This is a genomic window from Streptomyces halobius (assembly GCF_023277745.1).
Classification (GTDB): Bacteria; Actinomycetota; Actinomycetes; order Streptomycetales; family Streptomycetaceae; genus Streptomyces; species Streptomyces halobius.
Window position 1 is genome coordinate 1750938 of the sequence record NZ_CP086322.1, and the last position, 23732, is coordinate 1774669.

The following is a 23732-nucleotide window of genomic DNA, read 5'->3' on the forward strand; positions in this document are numbered from 1 at the left end:
GACCTCCTGGTCGGCAAGTGGTACGAACGGTTCGCTTGCTGCGGAACGCTCGGGCATGTCATGTGCCGGGGAACGCTCGGGCATGTCGTCGGGGGCGCGACGAGGGGCGGGCGCGTCGACCCCCGTGCGACGCCCCGGTGGCATGGGGCGTGAGACGCGTACCGCGCCCGCCGCTTCCCTCTCTCGCTGTTCCCCTCGCTTCCCAGCCGTTCTCGGTGGTGACTTGCCAACCCTCACGGGAGACGCTGGAATACGGATGAAATCTCGATGATGCGCGGAAGCCGGGGGGCCTCGACGAGATGGCTGGGGGACGACGGGGCGGGGAATCGGCTCAGTGGCTGCGGATCGCGGTGCTCGGGCCGGTGCGGGCCTGGCGTGACGGGACGCCGCTGGAGCCGGGTCCGGTACGGCGGCAGGCGGTGCTGGCCGCGCTGGCGCTGCGTCCGGGCATGCTGGTGAGCCATGAGCAGCTGCTCGATGACGTGTGGGGTGTGCAGCCGCCGAAGTCCGGCCGCCGGGTGCTGCCGAGCTATGTCTACCGGCTGCGGAAGACGCTCGACGCGGATGGCGCCGTGCGGCCGGGGTCGGTGATCCGCGGTGGCCGGGACGGGTACCGGCTCGTCGACGACGGGGTGCGGCTCGATGTGGCGGAGCTGGCCGAGCGGGTCGGTGAAGCACAACGCGCGAGGGCGTCCGGCGACGTTGCCACCGCGATGGACCGGTTCTCCGAGGCGCTCACCCTGTTTCACGGCGAGCCCCTGGCCGGGCTGCCGGGGCCGTTCGCGCACGGCGAGCGGCAGCGGCTGTCGCAGCGGCTGCGGGCGTTACAGCAGGAGCGGCTGGAGTGCCTGGTGCTGCTCGGCCGGTCCGCCGATGCGCTGGAGGATCTCGCCGCGCTGGCTGCTTCACCCGGGGCCGATCCGTACGACGAGCCGCTGACCGCGCTGCGGATGCGTGCCCTGTACGGCAGCGGACGCCAGGTGGCGGCGCTGAGCGCCTATCAGGACATCTGCGGGCGGCTGCGCGACGAGCTCGGGGTCGATCCCGGCGCGGAACTCCGCCGGGTGCACCAGGCGGTGCTGCGCCGGGATGACGAGCAGCTCCTCGGTACGGCGGTGGCGCACTCCGCCGTTGTGCCGTCCCGGCCCCGTTCCGCGGTCAACGAACTGCCGGGCGACACCGGCCGCCTCGTCGGGCGGGAGCGCGAACTGGCACTGCTCACGGAGCCCTCGCCGCCCGCGTCCGTGTCGATCGTGGCGGTGGACGGTACCGCCGGTGTCGGCAAGACCGCGCTCGTCGTGCGCGCGGCCCATGAGCTCCGCTCCCGCTACCCGGACGGCTGTCTGTTCATGGATCTGCGCGCACACAGCACGGGACGGCGGCGGCTCGCGCCGCAGCGAGTGCTGCGCCGACTACTGCGCTCGATCGGCGCGGCCGACAGCGAGGTGCCGAACGACCTCGACGAACTCACCACCGCCTGGCGGGCCGCGACCAGCTCGCTGCGGCTGCTCCTCGTGCTGGACGACGCCCTGGGCACACAGCAGATCCGTCCGCTGCTGCCCGCCGGGCCGGGCAGCACGGTGATGGTGGCCAGTCGACGGCGGCTGGCCGGCCTGGACGCCGAACGGCGGATCACCCTGGAGCCGCTGGCGACCGGCACCGCGGTGTCCCTGCTCCGGCACATCGTCGGGGATGATCGCGCGGACCGGGAGCCGGCGGCGGTGGACGAGCTGGCCCGGCTGTGCGACGGGCTGCCGCTGGCGCTGCGCATCGCCGGGACGCGGCTGCAGACCCGGCCGGCATGGACTCTGGCGTACTTGGTGGACCGCATGGCCGGCGATGAGCACCGGCTCGGCGAACTGAGCGCCGGGGACCGCAGCGTGGAGGCGGCCTTCCGGCTGTCGTACGACCAGCTCTCGCCGAAGCAGCAGCGCGGATTCCGTACGCTGGGCCTGGCGCCGACGGTCGAGTTCGACCCGCTGACCTCGGCGGCGATGCTCGGCTGGTCGTCCCGTGACGCCGAGCAGACCATGGAAAGCCTGGTCGACACGAGTCTTCTGCAGCAGCCCCGTCCGGGCCGCTACCGCTTGCACGACCTGGTGCGGGTGCACGCGCGGCGGCTCGCGGAAGCCGCGCCCGACGAGACCCGCGCGGCCCGCACCGCCGCGTTCCGCCTCTACCTGGACGCGGCCCGGATCACCAGCGACGTGGGCCCCGCCGGTTTCCGCACCGGCCCACGGCCCACCACGGCGCCGTTCGCCGACTGGCGGGACGCGGACGCCTGGCTGAACGCGGGCAACGGAGAACTCGTCGACGTCGTCGGGCACGCCGCGGCGCTCGGCGAAGCCGACTACGCCTGCTGGCTCGCCGAGGCCCTGAGCGACTACTTCGAACGCCGTGGCCGTAGCCACGAGCGCCGCGCGGCCCTGGAGATCGCCCTCGCGCACGCCGACGAGGCCACCGACCTCCGTATGGCCCCGGCACTGCGCAACTGCATGGGCCTCACCGACCTCTACCAGGGCCGGTACCCGGAAGCACATGCCTGGTTCACCGAGGCGCTCCACCTCAGCCGCCATCGCGCGGACCAGGGCGAAGAGGCACGGGCGCTGACCGGAATGGGGACCATCGAAATGAGCACGGGCCGTGCCGAGCAGGCGATGCCCCGTCTCACCACGGCGGTCGACCTGTCCCGGCGGCTCGACGACAACTGGCTCGCCTCCCTGGGCCTCGCCGTACTGGGACTGCTCCACCACGCGCAGGGGCGGAACGAGGAAGCGCTGGACTGCTTGGCCGACGCCTGCGCCCACGCCGAGCGGAACGGCAGACCTCGCGTGCTCAGCAGGGCGTTGGTCTGCGCCGCCGACGTCCACCTCGACCTCGGCCACTACGGTGAGGCCAGGCTCCTGCTCCGCCGGGCGGCCGATTTACTGGAGCAGACCGGGGACGTCCTCCTGCACACCCTCACCCTGACCCGGCTGGGCACGGCGGAGCAGGGCGCGGGAAACCTGAATACGGCCGTGGCACTCCACCACCAGGCCCTCTCCCAGCAGCAGACGCTCTCCCCGCTCGCCGAGCCCAACCTCGTCCGGCTGGAGATGCACATCCGCTGCAGACTGGGCCGCACCTACTCCGCGGCAGGCAGCGTCCGCGAGGCACGAAAGCAGTTCCAGACCGCGCTCGCGCTGCCCGGAGCCGATGCGTACCCCGAGGAGCACGCACCGGCCGTCGCGGGGCTGAAGGAGTGCTCAGAGTAGAGCGGGCCCGGTGTCGCCCGAACGGTCCCGGTCATCGTGAACGCTCCGGTGTGAGGTACCCGGAGGCGCGTACGAGGTGCGGTTGCGCCCCTGGTGGAGCCGTTCGCGTCCGGTATCCCCGTGATCGCCCACCCCACCCCCGGGCTGGTCGAGTCCCTCGGCGATGCCAGGATCTTCGCCTACCGCGACGATCTGAACGCGTGGATCCACGCCCTGCGTTCGCTGCGGCCCCGAAGAACTGGGAGCGGGACTCCCGTCGGCCGAGGGCACGCTCCGACGAGCTGAGCGCGAACTCCGATCTCGGCGTCTGGTGCGCGCCGGCGCAAGCCGCCTCCTCCGACGGTCCCGAAAGCAACGCCGCCATCGTTCCTGAGCTCGGGCTCATCGTGTAACCGCCTCATGTGATCGCCGATTCCTGCATCGGTGGCGCGGCGCCTGCGCGCCCACTGGTCCGCCGGGCGGCACCGGCGCTGCCCGCCTGCCGGAGAGGCGGACGCGCTCAACTGGGCAGGCTTGTCAAGCCCTTGGCTTCCCCTTGGCTTCTCGCCATGCGCTGGCATTACCGTGAGCCGGTACTCGACAGACCGCCCTCCCCATCAGGTGATCCCCATCAGTGACTCCTGCGGTTCCTCGCTGCCCCGTTGGCTCCGTACCCTCGACGCCGAGAGACTTCGAGCCGTACTCGACGCGCGTACCGACGCCGTACGGCCGCCGGAGCCGTGCACGCTCGGCGAGCTCGCCGAGCGGTTGCAGAGGCCGGGGGCCGTCGCGCGGACGCTGCCCCGGCTGCCGTTGCCGTGTCTTCAGGTGTCCGAGGCTCTCGCCGCACTGGGAAACCCGGTATCCCGCGAGCAGCTTGCGGGGCTGCTGGGCACGGACGGCGACGGGCTGGAGGCGACGCTTCGTACGCTGGCCGACCATGCTCTCGTGTGGCCGGGGCCCACGGCCGGTGAACTGCATATGGCCACGGCGCTGGGCGACGCCTGGGAGACGCCGCTCGGGCTCGGACCTGGGCTCAGGGAGCTGTTGTCCGCCCGGACCTCCGAGGAGCTGCGTAAGATCACGACGACGCTGGGCCTGGCTGCGGGAGCCAGGAAGCAGGAGCGTCTGGGTGCCGTGCTCGCGCATCACGGTGATCCCGGTCGACTCCGGACGCTGATCGACTCCGCCCCAGCACGCTCCCGGGAACTACTGGAGCGGCGGTCCGGGATGGAGAACACGCCCCCGCTCATCATGTACAGCTCAGCCCCGCGCGCCGACTCCTCCGAACGCTGGCTGCTGGACCGGGCCTTGCTGGTCGGAGACCCGTACGGGTACGCGCCCGCGCGGATGCCCGCCGAGGTCGCACTGACCCTGCGCGGCCCCGACTGGCACGCTCCGTTCGACCCGGTACCGCCCCAGCCGGCCCTTGTCGAGGTCGGCGCCGCTGTGGAACGCGAGGCCGCCGCCGCGGCCACCTCCTTCATCGGGCAGGCCGCCGCGCTGCTCTCCGAGTGTGCGGCGCGGCCCCTCGGCGTCCTGAAGTCCGGCGGCGTCGGGGCGCGCGAGCTGGCCCGTGTCGGAAAGGCGGTCCAGTGCGAGGAGACAGTGGTGCGTGTGGTGCTGGAGAGCGCCTATACGGCCGGGCTGCTGGCGTACGAGGGCAAGGCGTTGCTGGTGACCGAGGCGTACGACGCATGGGCCGGGGAGGACCCGGCCGGGCGGTACGTGGCGCTGGCCGAGGCGTGGTGGCGACTCGGGCTCACGCCCTCCGGCTCCCGTGACGAGGACGGCAAGGCCCTGCCCGCCGTGGTGCGGAACCCGTCCTGTGCCGGTTGTCTGGCGGCCCGGCACGGGCTGCTGGCCGCGGCGGCGGCCCTCCCTGAAGGGCACGGTGTGCGGGACTCCGCCGAACTGGGCGCCCTCGTCACCTGGCAGCGCCCCTTCGCGGACGGGCTGCCGCATGACGCGACCCCGTTCGCCGGAATGATCCGCGAGGCGGAGCTGCTGGGCGTACTCGCCCGTGGTGCGCTGTCGCCGCTCGGCGCGGCACTGTTCCACGACGATTCCGCCGCCCTGTACGAGCGGGCCGGCCGTCTGCTTCCGGGCGCCGTCGCGAAGGCCCGTGCCGGGGCCGACCTCACCGCCGTGGTGACGGGCGTGCCCACCGCGGGTCTGGCGGAGCTCCTGGACGCGCTCGCCGAGCGGGAGGAGCGCGGCACGGCGTCCGTCTGGCGGTTCACTCCCGCGTCACTGCGGCGTGCGCTGGACGGGGGCCGTACCCCGGAGGAGATCGAGGCCGGTCTCTGCGACGCCGTGGAGGGCCCGCTGCCGCAGCCCCTCACGTATCTGATCGCCGACGCGGCCCGCCGCCACGGCCATGTCCGCCTCGCTCCCGCCGCCTGTGTGATCCACAGCGACGACACCGCGCTGATCGCCGAGATCGCGGTACACCGAGGGCTGACCGGCCTCGGACTGCGGCGCCTCGCCCCGACCGTCCTGGTGTGCCGTACCTCTTTGCCAGATGCCCTGGGAGCGCTGCGCGCCGAGGGGTATGCGCCGGCGGCCGAGACGGACGACGGCACGGTCCGCGTCGAACGATCCGCGCGCCCCCGCGCCTCCGGTGCCCCTTCCCCTCCCTCTCACCCTCCCCTTCCCCTCCCCCGACAGCAGCGCGCCGCAGAAGGGCACGCCCCTGAGGCCCCGGCGGCCGGCCCGGGGCTGGCGGCCCGTCTGCTGGCCGCCCCGGACCACGCGCCGCACCCCGACCCGACACGCGGCATCCCCTACCGCACCGACACCGAGGAGATCCTCGACGGCTGGGCCAAGGCACTGACGCTGACCGACGTCCGGCAACTCGCCCACGCCATCGACAACGGCGAACCCGTCACGATCGAGTACATCGCCGCTTCCGGGAACCGTACGATCCGCACGGTGAGCGAGCTGGACTTCGAGCCGCCCCACCTCTACGCGTACTGCCATCTACGCGGCGACGACCGGGTCTTCACCCTCTCCCACATCCAGTCCGTTCTGCCTGTATAGCGGTCCGCCGCTCGCCCAGCGCCTCGGCCGCGTCGCCTATGGCTGCTGAATTCCCCGGCGCTGGGCGGGAATCATGGCCCCGCCAGTCTTGGGAACTTCCTGGCGGGCGTATTGACGAAGGGGAATCCACTCGTCAGGCGGCCACGCGCGAACTGCTGGAGGAGAGCGGGCAGAAGCCCGATGGACCGTTGCAATTCCTCGGGTATGCGGGGTTTACGCTAGCCCCGACCAGCGAGCGGAATACGCAGCGTTGTTCGCAGGCCGCTCACCGGCGTCCGTGTTTTCCATGCCAACGAGGAGATCGAGGCCATCCGCTGGTGGGACCTCCGCGAATCGCTCCCTGGACGCATTCAACGGCTGGACACCCACCTCGCTCGGCTCACGCGCCGGAGTTCTTGACCACCGCGTTCGAGTTGACCGGCATCCCCTCCACCGCGACATGTGCGAGCACTGGAAGCGCCCAGCGATTCCCCAGCTCGGAGACCTGGGGCGAGCGACATCGCCCCGGGTCCGCCAATCGGACCGACCCCGCAGGATTGTGACATCCGTCACTCAGGCTTTCGGCTCCAACGACACTGAATAGTAGTTGTCACCCCTGTCGGCATATGGGATTTGTCCGTACTGTCATAGACATACCTCGCACCAGGGAGCGGACCCTCGAATCGCTCGGCAACTTCGCCACTCCTTAAGCAAAAGCGGCCTTCTGACGGAAAGACAGAACTCCCAGAGTCGCATAAGCGCGCCCGCGCCCCCATTACTGAAACTCAGGCTCTACTAAGCCAGGCAGTAATGACACCCATTGCCCGGCGCACACCCAGGTCCTAAAAATAGCGGTCCGTAAGGCGTCTCCGCAGCTCAGAGGCAGGTTCTGCGCAGGACCTGCTGCACCGCGGGCGCTCCGCGCTTACCCGAGCGAGGTCACCTATGAGGAAGCATCGCAGGAAGACGCGTTACCGGAAGATAACCATCGCTGCCGTCGCCATCAGCGCCGTCAGTGTGCCTTCCGTCGCCATGGCCTGTCTGGACGGCCCGCAGGAGGGCAAAGGCCGGCCCTCCCAGGACCGGAAGAGCACGTCCTTTGATCAGCGGTGGACGGCATCCAACTGGGACCCGATATCGACTGCGCGAGCGTCGCAGACACCCGTCGCATCCCCGAGCGCTCCGACGACAGCCGCTCCAGAATCCGGCATTTCGGCCCGCATAGTGGAACTCGTCAACAATGAGCGCAGTAAGGCCGGGTGCGCGCCGCTGGCCACGAACGCGAAGCTGGAAAAGGCCGCTCAGGATCACAGCAAGGACATGGCTGACCACGAGAACATGTCACATACAGGTTCCGACGGGTCATCGCCAGACGACCGGATCACGCGCGCCGGCTATAGCTGGAGCACGTACGGCGAAAACGTCGCATATGGTTACACCACTCCCGAGCGCGTCATGGAGGGCTGGATGTCCAGCCCCGGTCACAAGCGCAACATCCTTGACTGTGCGTTCAAGGAGATCGGCGTCGGTCTCGCACAGCCCGGCAATTACTGGGCTCAGGACTTCGGAGCAGCCCGGTAACGAACACAACGGGGCCGGGCCACCGCGTTCGACTCGCGTTCCCCCTCATTCCGCTCTCATTCCGCTCTCTTCGGCTCCCCTTCGGTGCTCCTGGGCAATGTCGATGCTGAGAACCGTGCGAACCGTCCCGCTCTCATGACGGCGACCGTCTCCTGGGTCCTGGGGATCTCCACCCGGCTCTCATCCGACGACGCGCCCTCGCGCTCGGTGCCACACAGGGCCAGCCTTCGCCGCGGGTCGGGGGGACGCGCAGCACGATGAGCCCGACGATATCTGCCGGGCTCATCAGAAGCTGGGGGGAGCAGGGAATTTCCCTGCGGCTACGCTAGTGGGCGAGCGCCATCCACATCTGGTTCTCTGCACCGGTGCAGGGCCTCAGCGACACCGCGGAACGGTTGCCGTTGTCCTGGATGCAGCCGCGCGAGAACTTACGGCTCTGGAAGGCGGCGCCGCTCTCCGAGATATTGTAATTCCAGTACTGTGCCTGAACGTTGCTGTTGCAGGACTCCAGGCTCACCTCCTTACCGACGCCCTTTGCCGTGGCACACTTCCCGGGGTGATGCTTGCTCGCGATCTGGTAGCCCGGCAGGGCCCCGGTCCGGAGGTCGAAGTCCTGCGTGCCGGTCGCGTCCGGCGTCCACGACAGCACGGAACCGTTTCCGAAAGCGTCGAGGTTCCGGTCGGTGCCGACGTTCTGGAACGTGTACCAGACGTCCGCGGAGGACGCCGCGTCGGCGGCCGCGGGGGTGCCGGAGAGCAGCAAACCGCCGCCGAGCAGGGCGGTTGCGGACAGTGCGACGGCGGCTCTCTTGAATATCGCCACGTTCTCTCTTCCGTTTCTGTGACCTGACGGGCTCGACAGGTCACGTGCCGAGGGAATTGGGCATCTGCCCGAGGCGCTTGCCCCGGTGCCTTGCCGAAGAACTTAGCTCCCGTTGCAGCTGGAAACATAGGCGAATTCGGGTCAAGGGCCACGCCGCGAAAGTCAGAAATTCAATTTCTTCGATTCCCTCATCTGCTGCACCCTCGGCAAGTGCACAGAACCGCCGGGAGGTTGCTGGCTGTAATTCGTCGCTGTTTCCGGACGAGAATGAAGCATTCCCGCAGCTGGGCTGTCCGGAAAGGGCACCGTACCGCAGGAGCCGAGCCGCCCAGCGCTGAGAGCACAGTGCTTTTCAGCCAATAACACACCGCCACATTCTCTACGCACCGGCCCGAATCCGACGGACGGGACGTGTCCGAATAGCGCCTCACCACCCCCATCGAGGACCCGGGGTAGGGAACTATGTAGGGGAATAGGGCTCTTTGCCCGAGAGTACCCTGATCCGTCGGACACGTTCCGGGCCCGCGACTGGCCACCGCGCCGGCCGCTGAACACTGGGTCATCGTCGTCGGCCCCTCCGGCTCCGGTACGTCGTCGCCGGCCAAGGACGGGAGGCGGCTGGGAATGCCTCCGGACCCGGCCGGCGAACCTTCAGTGGAATACGCGCTACCGCGGTAGAGACACCCTGATGTCAAGCCCGCCGCCTTCGCGGGGCTCGGCGGTGATGGTGCCGTCGTGCGCCCGCACCACGGACTTCACGATGGACAGCCCCAGGCCGACGCCCTTGTCGCTGCCGGTCCGCTCGGTGCGCAGCCGCCGGAAGGGCTCGAAGAGATTCTCGATCTCGTAGGCGGGGACCACGGGGCCGGTGTTGGTGACCACCAGCACCGCGCAACCGGGCTGCGGCTCGGTGGTGACCTCGACCCAGCCCTCCTCGGGAACGTTGTAGCGCACCGCGTTCTGCACGAGGTTCAGCGCGATCCGCTCCAGCAGCACACCGTTGCCCTGGACGAAGACCTGCTGACGGACCCCGCGCAACGCCACGCCCTTGGTGTGCGCCTCCTCGCGGGTCTGCTCGACCGCCTGCGCCGCGACCTCCGACAGATCCACGGGCTTCTTGTCGACGACCTTGTTCTCACTGCGCGCGAGCAGCAGCAGCCCCTCCACCAGCTGCTCACTGCGCTCGTTCGTCGCCAGCAGCGTCTTGCCCAGCTGCGCCAGCTCCGGGGACGCGTCCGGATCGGCGAGCTGGACCTCCAGCAGCGTGCGGTTGATCGCCAACGGGGTACGCAGCTCGTGCGAAGCGTTGGAGACAAAGCGACGCTGCGACTCGAAGGCCCGGTCCAGCCGGTCCAGCATCTCGTCGAACGTATCGGCCAGCTCCTTGAGCTCATCGTCCGGACCGCCCAGCTCGATCCGGCGGTGCAGATCCGAGCCGGCCACCCGCTGCGCGGTCCGCGTGATCCGGCCCAGCGGCGACAGCACCCGCCCCGCCATCGCGTACCCGAACGCGAACGCCACCACGGTCAGCCCCACCAGCGCCATCAGCGAACGGTGGAAAAGGGTGTGCAGTGCTGCGGCGCGCTGCTGCTCGAAGCAGCCGCTCAGGGCGACGTTGATCTCGTGGAGGGAAGCAGCCGAGGACAGCGGGGGGCATCTGTCGCTGCTGACCCTGATGTCGCTGCCGGAGACTCCGAGCGACGGGACGCCGTCTGCGAGGGCGTTCGCGGCGAGGATGTAGATGATCGCGAGCAGCACCATGCCGGCCATCAGGAACATCCCGCCGTACAGCAGCGTGAGCCTTATCCGGATGGTCGGCCGCAGCCAGAGAGCCGGCCGGTCAGAGGGGTTGGGGTCCCACGTGGGTTCGGCAGGCGCGGTCAGCGGTGCGGACGATTCGGAGGTTGCGGCCATCGCCGGTCAGCCTCGGCAACCCGGAACGGGCTCAATGACCAAAACCGGGATGATGAGCGAACGCACTGCCGATCCTCTCTCATGCGCCTTGCAGCAGACGGGTGTTGCTTGCCTCCATTCTGCTCAGACAAGCCATAAACCGGCGGTAAGAAGTGCGGTCAGCAAGGCACCGACCACACTTCACGGTCATGGATACCTTCCTGTTACGAGAAGCGTTCCTGTTAAGAGAAGGGCGTGACGGAGAGCTTCTTCTCCGTCTTCCGGCCGAGATGTTTCACGGCAGATTCGGGACCAAAGTCCCGCATGGTGCGGCGGTTGCGTCACCGTGTTCTCCTCTCCGGCCCACTGTTACAAATACGAGGGGATGCCGTGATGCGGGATGAATAGCTTCCTTGGTGTCGCCGCCGAACGGAGCGGATGACGACGACCGACTCGGACCCGTAAAGGAACTCCCGATGGCTTCCTCCCCCCGCACGGCCACCCGCCGCCGCAACCTCGTCCGTACGTCCGCGATCGCCGCCGCCGCAGGCTCGGCGCTGCTGCTGCCGGCCTCCGCCGCGTTCGCCGACAGCCCCGCCCCCGCCAGCTCTGCGAGCCCGAATGCCGAGCAGGACACGAAGCAGGACGGCAGCCAGGGCCAGGGCACGAACAGCCAGGAGAAGGACAAGGGCAGGGAGAAGGACAAGACAGGCGAGCGCAGGTTCGTCCGTGCCCAGGGCCTGTCCGGCGGCTTCACCGCCAAGGTCTACCAGCTCGGCCAGAACCACTACCAGGCCGACATGTACGCCAAGGCCCCCGACACCGGCAAGCTCGTCAGGTACGACACGCTGGAGACCAAGGACGGCAAGCCCGCCTACGGCCGGCACAACGGCGCCCACTTCGCCCTGCAGCCCGACGGCACCATGACCTCCTGGGCAGAGGGCGGCAACAAGAAGGCAGACAACAAGGCGGACAAGAAGGCGGATAACAAGGACGCGAAGAACGAGAAGGGCAAGAAGGGCAGCGACGGCAAGAAGAAGGGCCAGAAGAACGGCCAGAACAAGGTCACGCCGGGCGACCACACCAAGCAGCAGGGCAAGGTCATCCCCAAGGGCGGCGTCAAGGCCGGTGCCGAAGGCGTCGAGACGGGTGACAACACCATGCTGCTCGCCGGTGGCGGTGCCGCCGCTGCCGCCTCGGGCCTCGGTTTCGCCGCGCTGCGCCGCCGCAGGGCCGACGAGTCCGGCGACAACGCCTGAACCACCCTCATGCCACACAGGAGTTGAGGCGGTCCGCTCTTCCCTCACCGGAGCGGACCGCCCCGCCGTTGCCCGTTCCCCTGCCCAATCCTCTGCCCGCACCCGTACCACCCGCCCCGCCACGCACCTGGAGTCGCCGTGACCACTACTCGCACGCCCCGTCTCGGGCGTCTCGCGACCTGCGCCGCGCTGGCGCTTGCCGTCGCCGGCGGGCTGACGGCCTGCGGCAGCGGCGACACCCCGGGCCCCGACGTCACCATCAAGAACGCGGCGACCGCCCCGGCCAAGGAGACCGCCCCACCCATGGCGCCCTCCCAGCCCAAACGCCTGCAGATCCCCTCCGCGGGCGTGGACGCCGGTCCGTTCGTGCCGCTGGAGGTGGACAGCGGCGGAGAACTCGGCGTACCGCCGGTGAGCCAGGCCGAACAGCCCGGCTGGTGGACCAAGAGCCCCACCCCCGGTGAGAAGGGCGCCTCGATCATCGTCGCCCACTACGACACCAAGAACGGCCCGGCCCTGATGAGGAACGTCAAGAACATCAACGTCGGCGACGTGATCAAGGTGCTGCGCGAGGACGGCTCCACCGCCACCTTCACGATCCGCGAGCGCCAGCAGGTCAAGAAGGACGACTTCCCCACCCGGAAGGTCTACGGCGACACCGAGCGCCCGGAGCTGCGCCTGATCACCTGCGGCGGCGAGATCGTCGACGGCCACCGCTCGGCCAACATCATCTTCTACGCCGACCTCGTGAAGTGACCCGCAGTACCCGGAGCACCCGAAGGACCTGCTACACCCGCAGTACCTGGAGCACCGCAGTACCCGAAGTGTCCAACGTGCCCGGAGGCCCCAGGTCGGCGAGGTCAGTGGGTTCGTTCAGCCGGTGTCGCGGCGTGCTGTGACCCGGTCGTCACGTCGTTCTTACGCCCCTTTCCCGGGAGGGACGCGGCCGCGCTGGCGAGAAGCACCCTCTTGCCGGTCCCTTCCGCTTGCTGGGCGCCTCTCCCCCGCACTAGCTTCGCTCCGCACTGCCCGCACGCACCCTCCAAGCGGGCACCGGTACTTCGTGTGTCCCGGACGGCGTGTGTCCGGACGGCAGCGCACCATCCGCGGCCGTAAGTCATCCGCACCACCCGCGATCTTCCCGGTTTCCCCGGCTTCCGGCCCGGAACGAGCTGACAACCGAAGGCTCTGCCCAATGGAACAGAACCCGGCCACCCCCTGGGGCCTGTCGCGTCTCGGTTCATACGCCCCGGCAGGCGAACAACCCGAGGTAACCGCCGAGTTGGACCCCACGTCGCAGACCACCCGGTACCGCGATGCGGCGGACCAGCCCGTGGCGATCGACGAACAGCGCGCAGGTCGATGCGCCGCGCCGTCCACCACCCGGCCGCAAGGACAAGGCGACGGAGGCGGGTACACCGATGACGCCGATGACATCGATGACATCGATGAGGTCCACGGCGACGAGGGAAGCGACGGCGGCGACGACTACCACTGACATGGAATCCTCACCGGTCCTCGCCGTGACCTCGCTCGGTGACGTCACCGCGGATCTGGTGCTGGACGAGCTGTACGGCCGGGGAGTCCCGGTCGTACGGCTCGATCCGGGCACCGACTTCACCGCCGGTGCCGCCATGGCGGCCCGCTACGACACCCACGGCCCGCACGGGACCCTGCACACCGCCACCCGCCACCCGCCACCTGGATCTCTCGGCCGTGCGTTCCGTCTACTGGCGCCGCCCCACCCCCCCATGGGGCCACCGACCCGGCCATCGAGTCCACCGCGTCCCGTTTCGCCACCGCCCAGGCCCGCGCCGGCTACGGCGGCGTTCTCGCCTCGCTCCCCGGCGCGCTCTACGTCAACCATCCCTGGCGCAACCGCGACGCCGAATCCAAGCCCGCCCAGCTCGCCACCGCCGCCCGGGTCGGCCTCGACCTGCCCCCGACCCTCATCACCAACGACCCCGACGCCGCCCGGCGCTTCGTCGCCCAGCACGGCCCGGCCGTCTACAAACCCGTACACGCCGTACACATCGGCGCGGACGGCACGGGCGCCCCCGCCCGCACCATCTGGGCCCGCACCGTCGACCCCGACGAGATCGACGACGGCATCTCGGCCTGCCCGCACCTGTTCCAGTCCCGCGTCCCCAAGGTCGCGGACATCAGGCTCGCCGCCGTCGGCGACCAGCTCTTCGCCACCCGTATCGACATCGACGGCGACTCGACTGGCGCCAGGACTACGACGCCCTCACCTACTCCCCCACCGAGCCACCCCCCGCCGTCCGTACCGCGGTACGCGCCTACCTCGACGCCTTCGGCCTCCTCTTCGCAGCATTCGACTTCGCCGTACGGGCCGACGGCCGCTGGATCTGGCTGGAGACCAACCCGAACGGCCAGTGGGCCTTCGTCGACGAGCCCACCCGTCGAGCGATCACCACCGCCCTCGCCGACCGCCTCCAGGAAGGGATCCCGTACGAGGACATGTCCCGCCCGGCGGACCAGAACCGGAATCGGAGGCGGGGGTGCCCATGAACACGACCCGGACGCTGGTGCCCGGGATCAGGCGTCGAGAGGTTCCGGCCTGGTGGGCACCTCGAACGCAGCCGCCACGGTGAGTGGTTGGTCAGCCGCGTACCCGTTCCAGAGTACTCGCGGGGCAGTCCCGTGCCGGGCTTCCGTGGACCGGTGCCTCGGCGGCCGACGGCCCAGAGCGTGGTGCGGCTCTGGTCCCACAGCACACCGTGAGCGTCCAGAAGGCGATCGCTCCAGTCGGTGAGGGCAGCGCCCTCGTGACTGAGGCGCCGACGGTGCACAGTAATCGCCCCGTCGGGCCCCTCACCACCGACCGTTCCATGTGGGGCCGCGGTGACCAGGGGCCCGTCGGGCAGCAACTGGACGGAGTGCGTCGAGCCGGGGGCCACCAGCTCGAACACGGTTTCCCCTTGCGGAAAACTCACCACGAATATCTTTGCACCGCCTCCCGCGATGACGTACCGACAGCCGTTGGCGTCTGGTGACCAGGCGCGGTACCGGCAAGCGGGCCCTTGAGGGGGTGAGCCATTTACGTCATATCGAATGTGGCCGATTCGATATGACGCCGCGGGATTTCCTGCACTTGACGCGGCGGCCTCGCCGGGCTCGACTCTCGGAGAGACCGGGTTCTGGAATGTATTTGCGAAACTCGATCTCGCGTACCCTCACACTGCGGCGCCGCCGAGGGGCTGCCGGGTTCCCCTCCGGGTGGCCTCCCTGGTACTCGACGAGGTGGGGCAGCTCGGCGCATCGCCGCCCATGGCCGGCATCACGGATCGCAGCGGCAGGGGAGTTGGTTCTCGGAATGCCAGGGGGATGTGGCCGCCATGACTGTCGCATGCTGCGCAGGGAACTACCGCTGTTATTGCGCAGGTTACTGCCCGGCAAGTTGCCCCTCGCCCCTCGTACATGGCTCGCATATTGTGTATGCGTTCCTCACCGAGCGTCTGCCGGACGACGGCCAACCCTTTTGTCATGCCGGGGTGTCCATGAACGGTGGCATCAGGGCACCCATCGGACGGCGATTGCCGGGGCGTCGATGGCGAGGACGAAGCGGGTCACCCGCGGTGCCGGGAAGGCGCCCGGCTCGGCGTCAGATCCGTCCCCGTCGCGTCACCACCCGTCACACCCGCCCCCGTCGCATCACACCCGTCCCCGTCGCGTCGCACCCTTCACGTCACGTCGGGTCCGTCATCCGCTCGGGCCACGTGACCGCGCCGAGGCTCAGCACAGGAGATTTTTGGTGAGGTGGGTCACTGTCAAGCACTGATCAAAGGAAAGGAACTTGGCGGATACGCACGGCATCTGGAGGAAAATCAGCGGTAAGCGCCTGTTTCCGGCCGAGCCAGTTGTCGCCGGGCCCGTCGCTCATGACATAACATCACCGATCGAAGTCCCCAGAACAGAACGGTTCGAGATCCCCCTCTCCGGGGTTCTGCCGAGTCGTCTGTTGCTGACTCCACACCAAGAGCTGGTGCCGCACACCCCGTGGTACCGGTTCCTTCTGTATGCCGAAAACCAGGAATCAATGCCCGTTCAACCATTAACGGAACTCATACGCTTCGTGCGTCACAACTCGCCCTTCTATCGGGACCTCTACACCGGCCTCCCGGATCAGGTGGACGAGTTGACGGACCTTCCGGTCATCCCCCAAGAGGCATTCTGGCGAGCCAACACGCCCCGCCACAACCGCCTTTTGACCGGTCCGCTCGATGAGGCGGTGGTCTTCAAGAGCGGCGGAACGACCGGCGCTCCAAAGTTCTCCGTCTATACCCGCGAAGAATGGCGAGAATTCACCACGGCGTTCGGCGGCGGTCTCGTCGAGGCCGGACTGCGTCCCGGCCACCGGGTCGCCGACCTCTTCTACGCCGGGGAACTCTACGCAAGCTTCACCTTCATCCTGGATTCCCTCCACCGCGCACCCGTCGGCAACGTCCGGCTGCCGATCGGAGGCGCCGCGCCGCTCGAATCGACCGTGCACACGCTGGAAGAATTCGAGGTCGATGTCGTCGCCGGTACCACGACGACGCTGTGCGCCCTCGCCGACCATCTGGTCCGCGAAGGGCGCCAACTCCCCGGCGTGGACATCGTGTTCTTCGGGGGCGAGGGACTGTACGAGGACCAGCAGCCACTGCTCCGCAAGGCGTTCCCCCGGGCGCAGGCCCGCTCCATCGGCTACGCCGCTGTCGACTCCGGGCTTCTCGGGCAGCCCGTACCGGGTGCCGACTCCCGCGTCCACCGGGCGTTCACGCCACACACCGTCGTCGAGATCCTCGACGAGAACACCGGTGAACCCCTCACCCGCAACGGCGTCGCGGGCCGCGTCGTCGTCACGGACCTGCGCCGACGGCTGATGCCCATCATCCGGTACCCCGCGGGCGACCGGGCCGAATGGACCGACCTCGCCGCCGGGCACTTCCGTATCCTCGGCCGGGCCGAGGAAGGCGTACGCATCGGTGTGGTGTCCCTCTACACCCAGGACGTGCACGACCTGGTGCGCTCCGCGGACCCGACCGGCCAGGTGATCGGAATGCAGCTCGTCGTACGCCGCTGGGACGGCCGGGACGGGCTGGTGCTGCGTCTGGCCGTCAACGAGGATCCGCTCGCCGGCCGCCACGCGGATCCGTCCGGGCTCGCGCACCTGGCCGAGGCCATCGCCAAGGAACTCCTCGCAGCCCGGCCGCTCTACGCCGCGGAGGCCAACGCCGGACGTATCCACCCGATCGACGTGGAGTGGGTCCGTCACGGCGAGCTGGCCGTCAACTCCCGCACCGGCAAGCTGATCCGGGTCCTCGACGAACGGCCGCACTCATGACGCCGGCATCGGCCCCGCGCCGTCTCCCCGTTGTCCTGCGCAACCGGGCCTTCGGTGCCGTGTGGGCCGCGCAGATACTCACCCAGGCCGCAGGCCGGATGTTCCAGGTCGGCGTGGTGTGGTGGCTCGTCGCCCACGCCGTCGGCGGTAGCGGTGACCGCGGCCTCGCCTCCGGGGTGTTCCTCGCGGTGAGTACGCTGCCCGCGGTGGCGCTCGCCCCGTTGGTGGCCACCGTCATCGCGCGTTGCCGGCACCGTACGGTGCTGGCCTCGGCGGCCGCGGTAGCGGGCCTGGTCGCCGCCGGCACCGCCGGATGGGCCTATGTCGCGCCGCCGCCCATGGTCGCCGCCTACGGTGCCGCGCTGCTGCTGGCCGGCTGCCAGGCCCTCTTCGACCCGTGCCTGACCACCTCCGTGCCCGAACTCGTCGACGACGCCGACATCGAGGAGGCGACCGGGTTCGAACTCGCCACGCAGTCCGTGGCCGGCCTGGCCGGCGGGCTGCTCGGGCCGCTCGTCGTGGATGCCTGGGACCTGACGGGCATCGTCTCCGGATGCGCCGGTGCGTACCTCGCCGCCGCCGTGCTGGTGTCCGTCACCCGGTTCCCCCGGGGTGCCGCGGGCCAGGACGACGCCGCCCCGTCCGAGAGCGCGCTGCCCCGGCGGACGCTGCGTCAGATCCTGGCCGATCACCGGTCCATCCGGCGGGTGCTGCTCTGCTTCACCGCGGCGAACGTCTTCACCACCGCCGTATACGTGGTCATGCCCCTTTACACCCGGTCCGTGCTGCATGCGCACGGTTCCACCGTGGCCGCGCTGGAGGCGGCCCTGGGCGTCGGAACCCTGCTCGGTTCGTTCACCGGCGCGCGGCTGCCGGGACCGGCGACCGCCGTCGGCGGGGCCTGCCTGGCGCTGATGGCCGTGGCCCTCGGGACGCCCGGCCTGGTCGCCGACCGGACCGCGGCCATCGGGGCCCTGGTCGTCGCGGGCTGGTGTGTGGGGGCCATCGGGGTGCGGTTCGTCGCGCTGTTCCAGCGGTTGGTTCCGGCCGAGGACAAGCCGGGCTTCTTCGCGATGATGCAGGCGTTGCTCGGCGCGACCTTCCCGCTGTCCTCGCTCGTCTTCGGCGCGCTCGGCGACCACCTGTCACCGCGGGTCCTGTGCTTGCTGCAGGCCGTCGGACTGGTCCCGGTCGCCGTGGCGCTGTGGTGGTTCGGCAGGCGTACGGATGCGCTGGCGGAGTCCGCCGGGGCCGCTTCGGCGGCGTCCGGGGTCGATGCCGCTTCGGCGGTGTCCGGGTCCGCCACGCCCGCCGGCTCCGCCACCCCAGCCGGTTCGGCCGCCCCCGCCGAATCCGCTGCCGACACTCCGCCGCTGGAAGGAGCCCGATGACCACCACCATCGTTCCGGCCGCGCCCCAGGACATCGCCGAACTCCGGCAGTTGTACTTCGAGGTGTACGGCCACGGCTATCCGGTGGCCCTGGGCAGCGACCCGACCGAGATGCACCGGCTGATCGCCGACCCGCACTGCCACTGGCTCACCGCACGCCGGCCCGACACCGGCGAACTGGCCGGGTCCGCGGTCGTGCAGACCGACCCGGGCAACCGTGTCGGCAAGCTCGTCGGCCTCGCGGTCCACCCCCGTCACCGGCAACACGGGCTGGCGAGCCGGCTGACCGGTGCGGTCACCGCCGAGGCCTTCGCCACCGGCGCCCTCGATTCCGTCCACACCACCGTCCGTCTGGTCACTCAGGCCCCTCAGCGCGTCGTCACCCGCAACGGGTACCGGCCCCTCGGTCTGATGCCCAACGCCGCCGACGTGTCCGGCTGCGAGACCCTGGCCCTGTTCGCCTGCTACGCCGAAGGGGTCCTCGACCGTCGCGAACCGGTCGCCGCCGTACCGCAGGCGCTGATGCCCCTGCTGGGAGCGGCCGAGGACAGCATCGGGATCTCCTACGCAGGGGTCCTGCCGCTCACCCCCGTGGATACGGAGCCTCCGCCGCCTCATCCAGCCGGTGCCACGGCCCCGGAAACCGCCCGGGGCACGCCGTCGGCCGCCCCCTCGGCCCCGCACCCGGAGATCCGCACGGTCATCGAGGTGATCACCGCCCCCGGCTTCGTACGCCGACGGTTCCGTGACCTCTTCCCCGACCCGGCGGGCGCCTACGTCCCGCTGCGTACCCCGAACACGGTGCTGACACCGCCGGACGGCGAGTTCGAGATCTACGCCGACCTCGACCCGGTCGCCGGCAGCTGCGCCCTCGTCGCGGTGCACCCGTGCCCGTCGGCCGCCACGCGCGCCCTCGACGCGCTCATGGCGGCCCTCAACCGGGCGGGCGCCGACTATGTCGAGACGCTGGTGCCGTTGTCCGACGCGGCGGGGCTGCAGGCGTTCCTCTCCTCCGGCTTCGTGCCCAGTGCCTGCTACCCGGCCATGCGCCGGATCGGTGACCGCTTCCACGACTATGTCGTCCTCTCCCGTACCGACCGTCAGATCGACTTCCGGACCACCGCCGTCAGCCCGCTGCTCCAGCCGTACCTGGCCGCGTACCTGACCTCCTGGACGTCGACCTATCTGCCCCGTCACGAGGTTGTCCGATGAACCCGCATCTCGCCCCCGTCGAGGTCCCCGACCCGGCGGTACTCGCCGCCGTCCAACGCCTGTGCGACCTCGCGTCGCCGTATGCCGCCGGCCCGGAGACGGACGCGCTGTTCGCGGCCGCGATGGCCGAAACCAACGCCTGGCATGCGGAACGCTCCCCGCTCTTCCGCTCCCTGCTCGCGGACACTCCCGAGGCCCCGGCCCCGACCATCGGCGCGCACGTCCGTACCCCGCTGCTGCACGCCAACTTCTTCAAGCGGCACGAAGTGCTCTCCATGGCGCGCGACGAGGTCTTTCTGCATCTCACCTCGTCCGGCACCACCGGACAGAAGTCGCAGATGTTCTACGACCGTTGGACCATCCGCTCCGCCCAGCGGATGGTGGCCCGCGTCTTCGACCACTACGGGTGGATCACGCCCGAGCAGCCCGTCAACTACCTGCTCTACAGCTACGAGCCCGCACCGGAGGTACGGCTGGGCACCTCCTTCACCGACAACTACCTGTGCGACTTCGCGCCCGCGCAGCACACCACCCACGCCCTGCGGCACACCGGGACCGGCCACGAATTCGACGTGCACGGCTGCATCGCCGCCCTCCGGCGCCACGCCGAAGAGGGCCTGCCGGTACGGATCCTGGGTTTCCCGGCATTCCTGCACTTCACCCTGGAGCGCATGCGGACCACCGGCGTCCCGCCACTCCAGCTCCCGGAGGGCTCGCTGGTCGTCCTCGGCGGCGGCTGGAAGGGCCATGCCGACCGGCAGATCGGCAAGGAGGACTTCTACGACGAGGTGACCCAGCAGCTCGGCATTCCCCCGGAGCGGATCCGGGACACCTACGGCTCCGTCGAGCACTGCGTGCCGTACATCGAGTGCGCACACCACCGGCTGCATATACCGGTCTGGTCCCGCGCCGCCGTACGGGACACCCGGACCCTGCGGCCGCTGCCTTACGGCCGGCGCGGCTACCTGCACCTGGTGTCCCCGTACATCACCTCGGTTCCGGCGCACAGCGTCGTGATGGGTGACCTTGCCTCGCTGCACCCCGGGGACGAGTGCGGCTGTCCCCTGGCCACACCGTGGTTCACGATCCACGGCCGCGCCGGGGTGAGCCGCAACCGCAGCTGCGCGGTGGCCGCCGCCGAACTCCTGAAGGGAATGTCATGACTTCCGAACCCCACTTCTGGCAGGGCTCGTTCATCGGTGACGCCGAGGCGGCCGACCGGCTCGCGGAACTGCCCGGCATCGTCGAACGCGCCCTCGCGGAGCCGCTGTCCACCGAGACGGTGCTGGTGGCCTGCGACACCCTCAGCCGCGCCCTGCGCGATCCGGACGGTGGCGTGTACGCCCGGCTCATGGACCACGTGACCGATGGTGTCTCGGCCAACCACACGACCGATGACGTCCTGACCGATGGCTTCTCGACCACTGCCCGCGCGGAAGCCGCGGCCACCCTCGCCGAGCTCGCGGACGCCCTCGCCCGGCCGGCCCTCGAACGCAAGCTGCGACGCGAACTCGGCGGGCCGCGTCCCGAACGGTTCACCCGCCCCGACGCGCGCGAGACGGTCTACGAGGCGTGGGCCCCGGTGGGCCTGCTGGTCCACATCGCCCCCGGCAACGCCGCGACGGTCGCCCCCCTGAGCGTCGTGGAGGGCCTGCTCGCGGGCAATGTGAACGTCCTCAAGACCAGCAGCGCCGACACCGCGCTCGCCCAGCACCTGCTCGCCGAACTCGCCACCGCGGACCCCACCGGGGCCGTCGGCCGCCGGATCGTCGCACTGCGTTTCCCCTCCAGTCGCCAGGACCTGATGCGGTTGCTGTGCGCGCCCGCGGACGCCGTGGCCGTATGGGGCGGTGAGGACGCCGTGCAGGGAGTCGCGGCCCTCATCCCGCCCGGCTGCCGGCTCGTCGAATGGGGTCACAAGATCTCGTTCGCCTACCTGACCCGCGATGCCTGGACGAACCGGTCCAGCCTCGCCGCGCTCGCCGCCGATGTCTGCCGGGCCGAGCAGCAGGCGTGCTCCAGCCCGCAGGTCGTCTACCTCGACACCGGGACCGGCGGCGACACCGCGACGGGCCCGGACACCGACGAACTCTTCGCCTTCGCGGAGCAGTTCGCGGCCGTCCTCGACGAGGTCTCCGCCACGTTCCCCGCCCCATCCCCCGAACCGGAGGCCGACGCGGCCGAGCAGGCGGAGATCACCACCACCGAGCTGGTGGCGCGGGCCGAACAGCATCTCGGGCTGACCAAGGTCATCACCGCCGACGACGGGAGCTGGCGCGTCTTCGCCGACGTCCGGCCCGCCCTCACCGCCTCCCCGCTGCACCGCACCATCTGGATCAAGCCCCTGCCCCGCCAGGAGATCACCGCAACCCTGCGGCCCATGCGCCGCTACCTCCAGACCGCCTCGGTGGGAGGCGGCCGCGCCGACACCGCCCGGCTCTCCAGGGCGCTCATCACCGCGGGCGTTCAGCGGATCACCCCGCTCGGCGCGATGCTCGACAGCTACCACGGCGAACCCCACGACGGCGTCTACGCGCTACAGCGCTACAGCCGCCGGGTCAGCGTGCAGGCCACCGGTGCGGAATTCTCCGCCACCCCGTGCCTGGACGACCTGATCGCCCCCGACTCGCCGCCCGCCGCACCCAACGTCCCGCTCATGGACAAGGCCGCGGCCCAGGACCAGCTGCGATCCCTCGCCCCCGAACACGCCCAGCTCTATTTCCGCAGCGGAGGAACCACCGGCGCCCCCGCCCTGTCGGTCTTCACCTGCGACGACTACGACACCCAGATGCGCGCATCCGCGCACGGCCTGCTCGCCGCGGGCTTCGCCCCGGCCCGCGACCGCGCCGCCAACCTCTTCTTCTGCGGGGGCATGTACGGCAGCTTCATCAGCTTCTTCTCCATCCTCGAACGTCTGAACGCCACCCAGATCCCGATCGCCGCCGGCCCCGACCACGACGCGATAGCCGAGGCCCTCGTCGCCTATCGGGTCGACACCCTCTTCGGGATGCCGTCCTACCTGTGGCAGCTGTTCCACACCCAAGAGGAGCGACTGCGCTCCTACGGCGGCATCCGCAAGGTGTTCTACGGCGGGGAGCACTTCACCACCGAGCAACGCCGCATCCTCACCGAGAAGTTCGGCGTACGACTCATCCGCTCCGCCGCTTACGGAAGCACCGACCTGGGCCCGCTCGGCTACCAGTGCACCCACGCCCGTGGAACGGTGCACCACGTCCTGACCGACCTGCACACCCTGGAGATCCTCGACACCCAGGAGGACCGCCCGGTTCCCACAGGACAGCCGGGTCGGCTGGTCTTCACCACCCGGACCAGAGCCGGCCAGCATCTGGAGCGCTACCAGATCGGCGACCTGGGTCGGGCCGTCGACGGGGTCTGCCCCTGCGGCAGTCACACCCCGCGCATCGAACTCCTCGGACGGTACGGCGATGTGTTCCGCATGGGCACCTACCACTTCAACTACCGCCGCTTCGCCCAGGTCGCCGAGGAACATCTCGGCTACCGCGGCGAGTTGCAGCTCGTCCTGACCTCCGACGCCGACCGCGAACACCTGGCCGTCCGGCTTGACGACCGGTACGCACCCGATCCGGACGAGGCCCGCACGGCGCTGTTGGCCAACATCCCGGAACTCGGCTCGGCGGCCGGCGCGGAAGCGCTGCTGGCCTGCACGGTCGAGACCGCTGACACGCTCACCTTCGAACGCACCCCCACCAGCGGCAAGCTCCGCACCGTCATCGACCGGCGGGCGACGACGGCCTGACGCTCGGACGAGACGAAACGGCATCGTGGTGGCGGCTGCGGCCTCGCGCCCCGGCCGCCACCACGAACACACCGGCCTGCACACGCACGGGCCACCGAAACCCCACCGAAACCACGGTCACCTGCCTCCCGGACCGCCGCCCCGGAGCCGCTCGGAGCACGGGCCGTGGCACGGCCACGCAAACGCCCTCGTGGC

16 protein-coding genes are annotated in these 23732 nt (G+C 70.0%); 13 read left to right on the forward strand and 3 right to left on the reverse strand.

Annotated features, from left to right (window positions below):
- The first annotated feature begins 299 nt into the window (after window positions 1-299).
- The 5 genes from K9S39_RS08345 to K9S39_RS08365 all read left to right on the forward strand — a co-directional run bounded on the left by K9S39_RS08345 (window position 300) and on the right by K9S39_RS08365 (window position 7835).
- Window positions 300-3254: an AfsR/SARP family transcriptional regulator gene (locus K9S39_RS08345; RefSeq protein WP_248862685.1), complete on the forward strand. Its 2955-nt coding sequence runs from the start codon at window positions 300-302 to the stop codon at window positions 3252-3254.
- 93 nt (window positions 3255-3347) lie between these two features.
- A complete protein-coding gene (locus tag K9S39_RS08350) occupies window positions 3348-3539 on the forward strand; it encodes a hypothetical protein (RefSeq protein ID WP_248862686.1) in 192 nt (63 codons plus the stop codon).
- 315 nt (window positions 3540-3854) lie between these two features.
- Entirely contained in the window at window positions 3855-6275 is a 2421-nt protein-coding gene (locus tag K9S39_RS08355; protein WP_248862687.1) for a helicase-associated domain-containing protein, read from the forward strand.
- A 38-nt stretch (window positions 6276-6313) separates the two neighbouring features.
- The gene (locus K9S39_RS08360) at window positions 6314-6817 is read left to right on the forward strand and encodes an NUDIX hydrolase (protein ID WP_248862688.1); all 504 of its coding nucleotides are present in this window, start codon (window positions 6314-6316) and stop codon (window positions 6815-6817) included.
- Between the two features lie 382 nt (window positions 6818-7199).
- Window positions 7200-7835: a CAP domain-containing protein gene (locus K9S39_RS08365; RefSeq protein WP_248862689.1), complete on the forward strand. Its 636-nt coding sequence runs from the start codon at window positions 7200-7202 to the stop codon at window positions 7833-7835.
- 325 nt (window positions 7836-8160) lie between these two features.
- Here the strand turns inward: K9S39_RS08365 and K9S39_RS08370 are convergent, their stop codons facing one another.
- Window positions 8161-8658 carry a ricin-type beta-trefoil lectin domain protein gene (locus K9S39_RS08370; protein ID WP_248862690.1) on the reverse strand — a complete coding sequence of 166 codons (498 nt, stop codon included), beginning with the start codon at window positions 8656-8658 and terminating at the stop codon, window positions 8161-8163.
- 666 nt (window positions 8659-9324) lie between these two features.
- Entirely contained in the window at window positions 9325-10572 is a 1248-nt protein-coding gene (locus tag K9S39_RS08375) for a sensor histidine kinase (protein ID WP_248862691.1), read from the reverse strand.
- A 455-nt stretch (window positions 10573-11027) separates the two neighbouring features.
- Here K9S39_RS08375 and K9S39_RS08380 point away from each other — a divergent pair, with 455 nt between their 5' ends.
- From K9S39_RS08380 to tgmA, 3 genes are all read left to right on the forward strand, one after another.
- Entirely contained in the window at window positions 11028-11810 is a 783-nt protein-coding gene (locus tag K9S39_RS08380) for a hypothetical protein (protein WP_248862692.1), read from the forward strand.
- 138 nt (window positions 11811-11948) lie between these two features.
- Window positions 11949-12566, forward strand: coding sequence for a class F sortase (locus K9S39_RS08385; RefSeq protein ID WP_248862693.1), 618 nt, complete (start codon window positions 11949-11951; stop codon window positions 12564-12566).
- A gap of 439 nt (window positions 12567-13005) precedes the next feature.
- The gene (gene tgmA, locus K9S39_RS42870; RefSeq protein WP_406707892.1) at window positions 13006-13308 is read left to right on the forward strand and encodes a putative ATP-grasp-modified RiPP; all 303 of its coding nucleotides are present in this window, start codon (window positions 13006-13008) and stop codon (window positions 13306-13308) included.
- Window positions 13309-13318: 10 nt separating this feature from the next.
- Here tgmA and K9S39_RS42365 read toward each other — a convergent pair whose 3' ends face one another.
- A complete protein-coding gene (locus K9S39_RS42365; protein WP_319949544.1) occupies window positions 13319-13468 on the reverse strand; it encodes a hypothetical protein in 150 nt (49 codons plus the stop codon).
- 2402 nt (window positions 13469-15870) lie between these two features.
- Between K9S39_RS42365 and K9S39_RS08400 the strand changes: the two genes are divergently transcribed.
- Genes K9S39_RS08400 through K9S39_RS08420 form a run of 5 tightly spaced genes read left to right on the forward strand, consistent with a single transcriptional unit; the run spans window position 15871 to window position 23537 of the window.
- The gene (locus K9S39_RS08400) at window positions 15871-17157 is read left to right on the forward strand and encodes a phenylacetate--CoA ligase family protein (RefSeq protein WP_248862695.1); all 1287 of its coding nucleotides are present in this window, start codon (window positions 15871-15873) and stop codon (window positions 17155-17157) included.
- Window positions 17154-18548, forward strand: coding sequence for an MFS transporter (locus K9S39_RS08405; RefSeq protein ID WP_248862696.1), 1395 nt, complete (start codon window positions 17154-17156; stop codon window positions 18546-18548). Before K9S39_RS08400 ends, K9S39_RS08405 begins: the two co-directional genes overlap by 4 nt.
- The gene (locus K9S39_RS08410; protein ID WP_248862697.1) at window positions 18545-19759 is read left to right on the forward strand and encodes a GNAT family N-acetyltransferase; all 1215 of its coding nucleotides are present in this window, start codon (window positions 18545-18547) and stop codon (window positions 19757-19759) included. The genes K9S39_RS08405 and K9S39_RS08410 overlap by 4 nt, the downstream gene beginning before the upstream one ends.
- The gene (locus tag K9S39_RS08415) at window positions 19756-20922 is read left to right on the forward strand and encodes a LuxE/PaaK family acyltransferase (RefSeq protein WP_248862698.1); all 1167 of its coding nucleotides are present in this window, start codon (window positions 19756-19758) and stop codon (window positions 20920-20922) included. Before K9S39_RS08410 ends, K9S39_RS08415 begins: the two co-directional genes overlap by 4 nt.
- Window positions 20919-23537 carry an acyl-CoA reductase gene (locus K9S39_RS08420; RefSeq protein ID WP_248862699.1) on the forward strand — a complete coding sequence of 873 codons (2619 nt, stop codon included), beginning with the start codon at window positions 20919-20921 and terminating at the stop codon, window positions 23535-23537. The genes K9S39_RS08415 and K9S39_RS08420 overlap by 4 nt, the downstream gene beginning before the upstream one ends.
- Window positions 23538-23732: the final 195 nt, after the last annotated feature.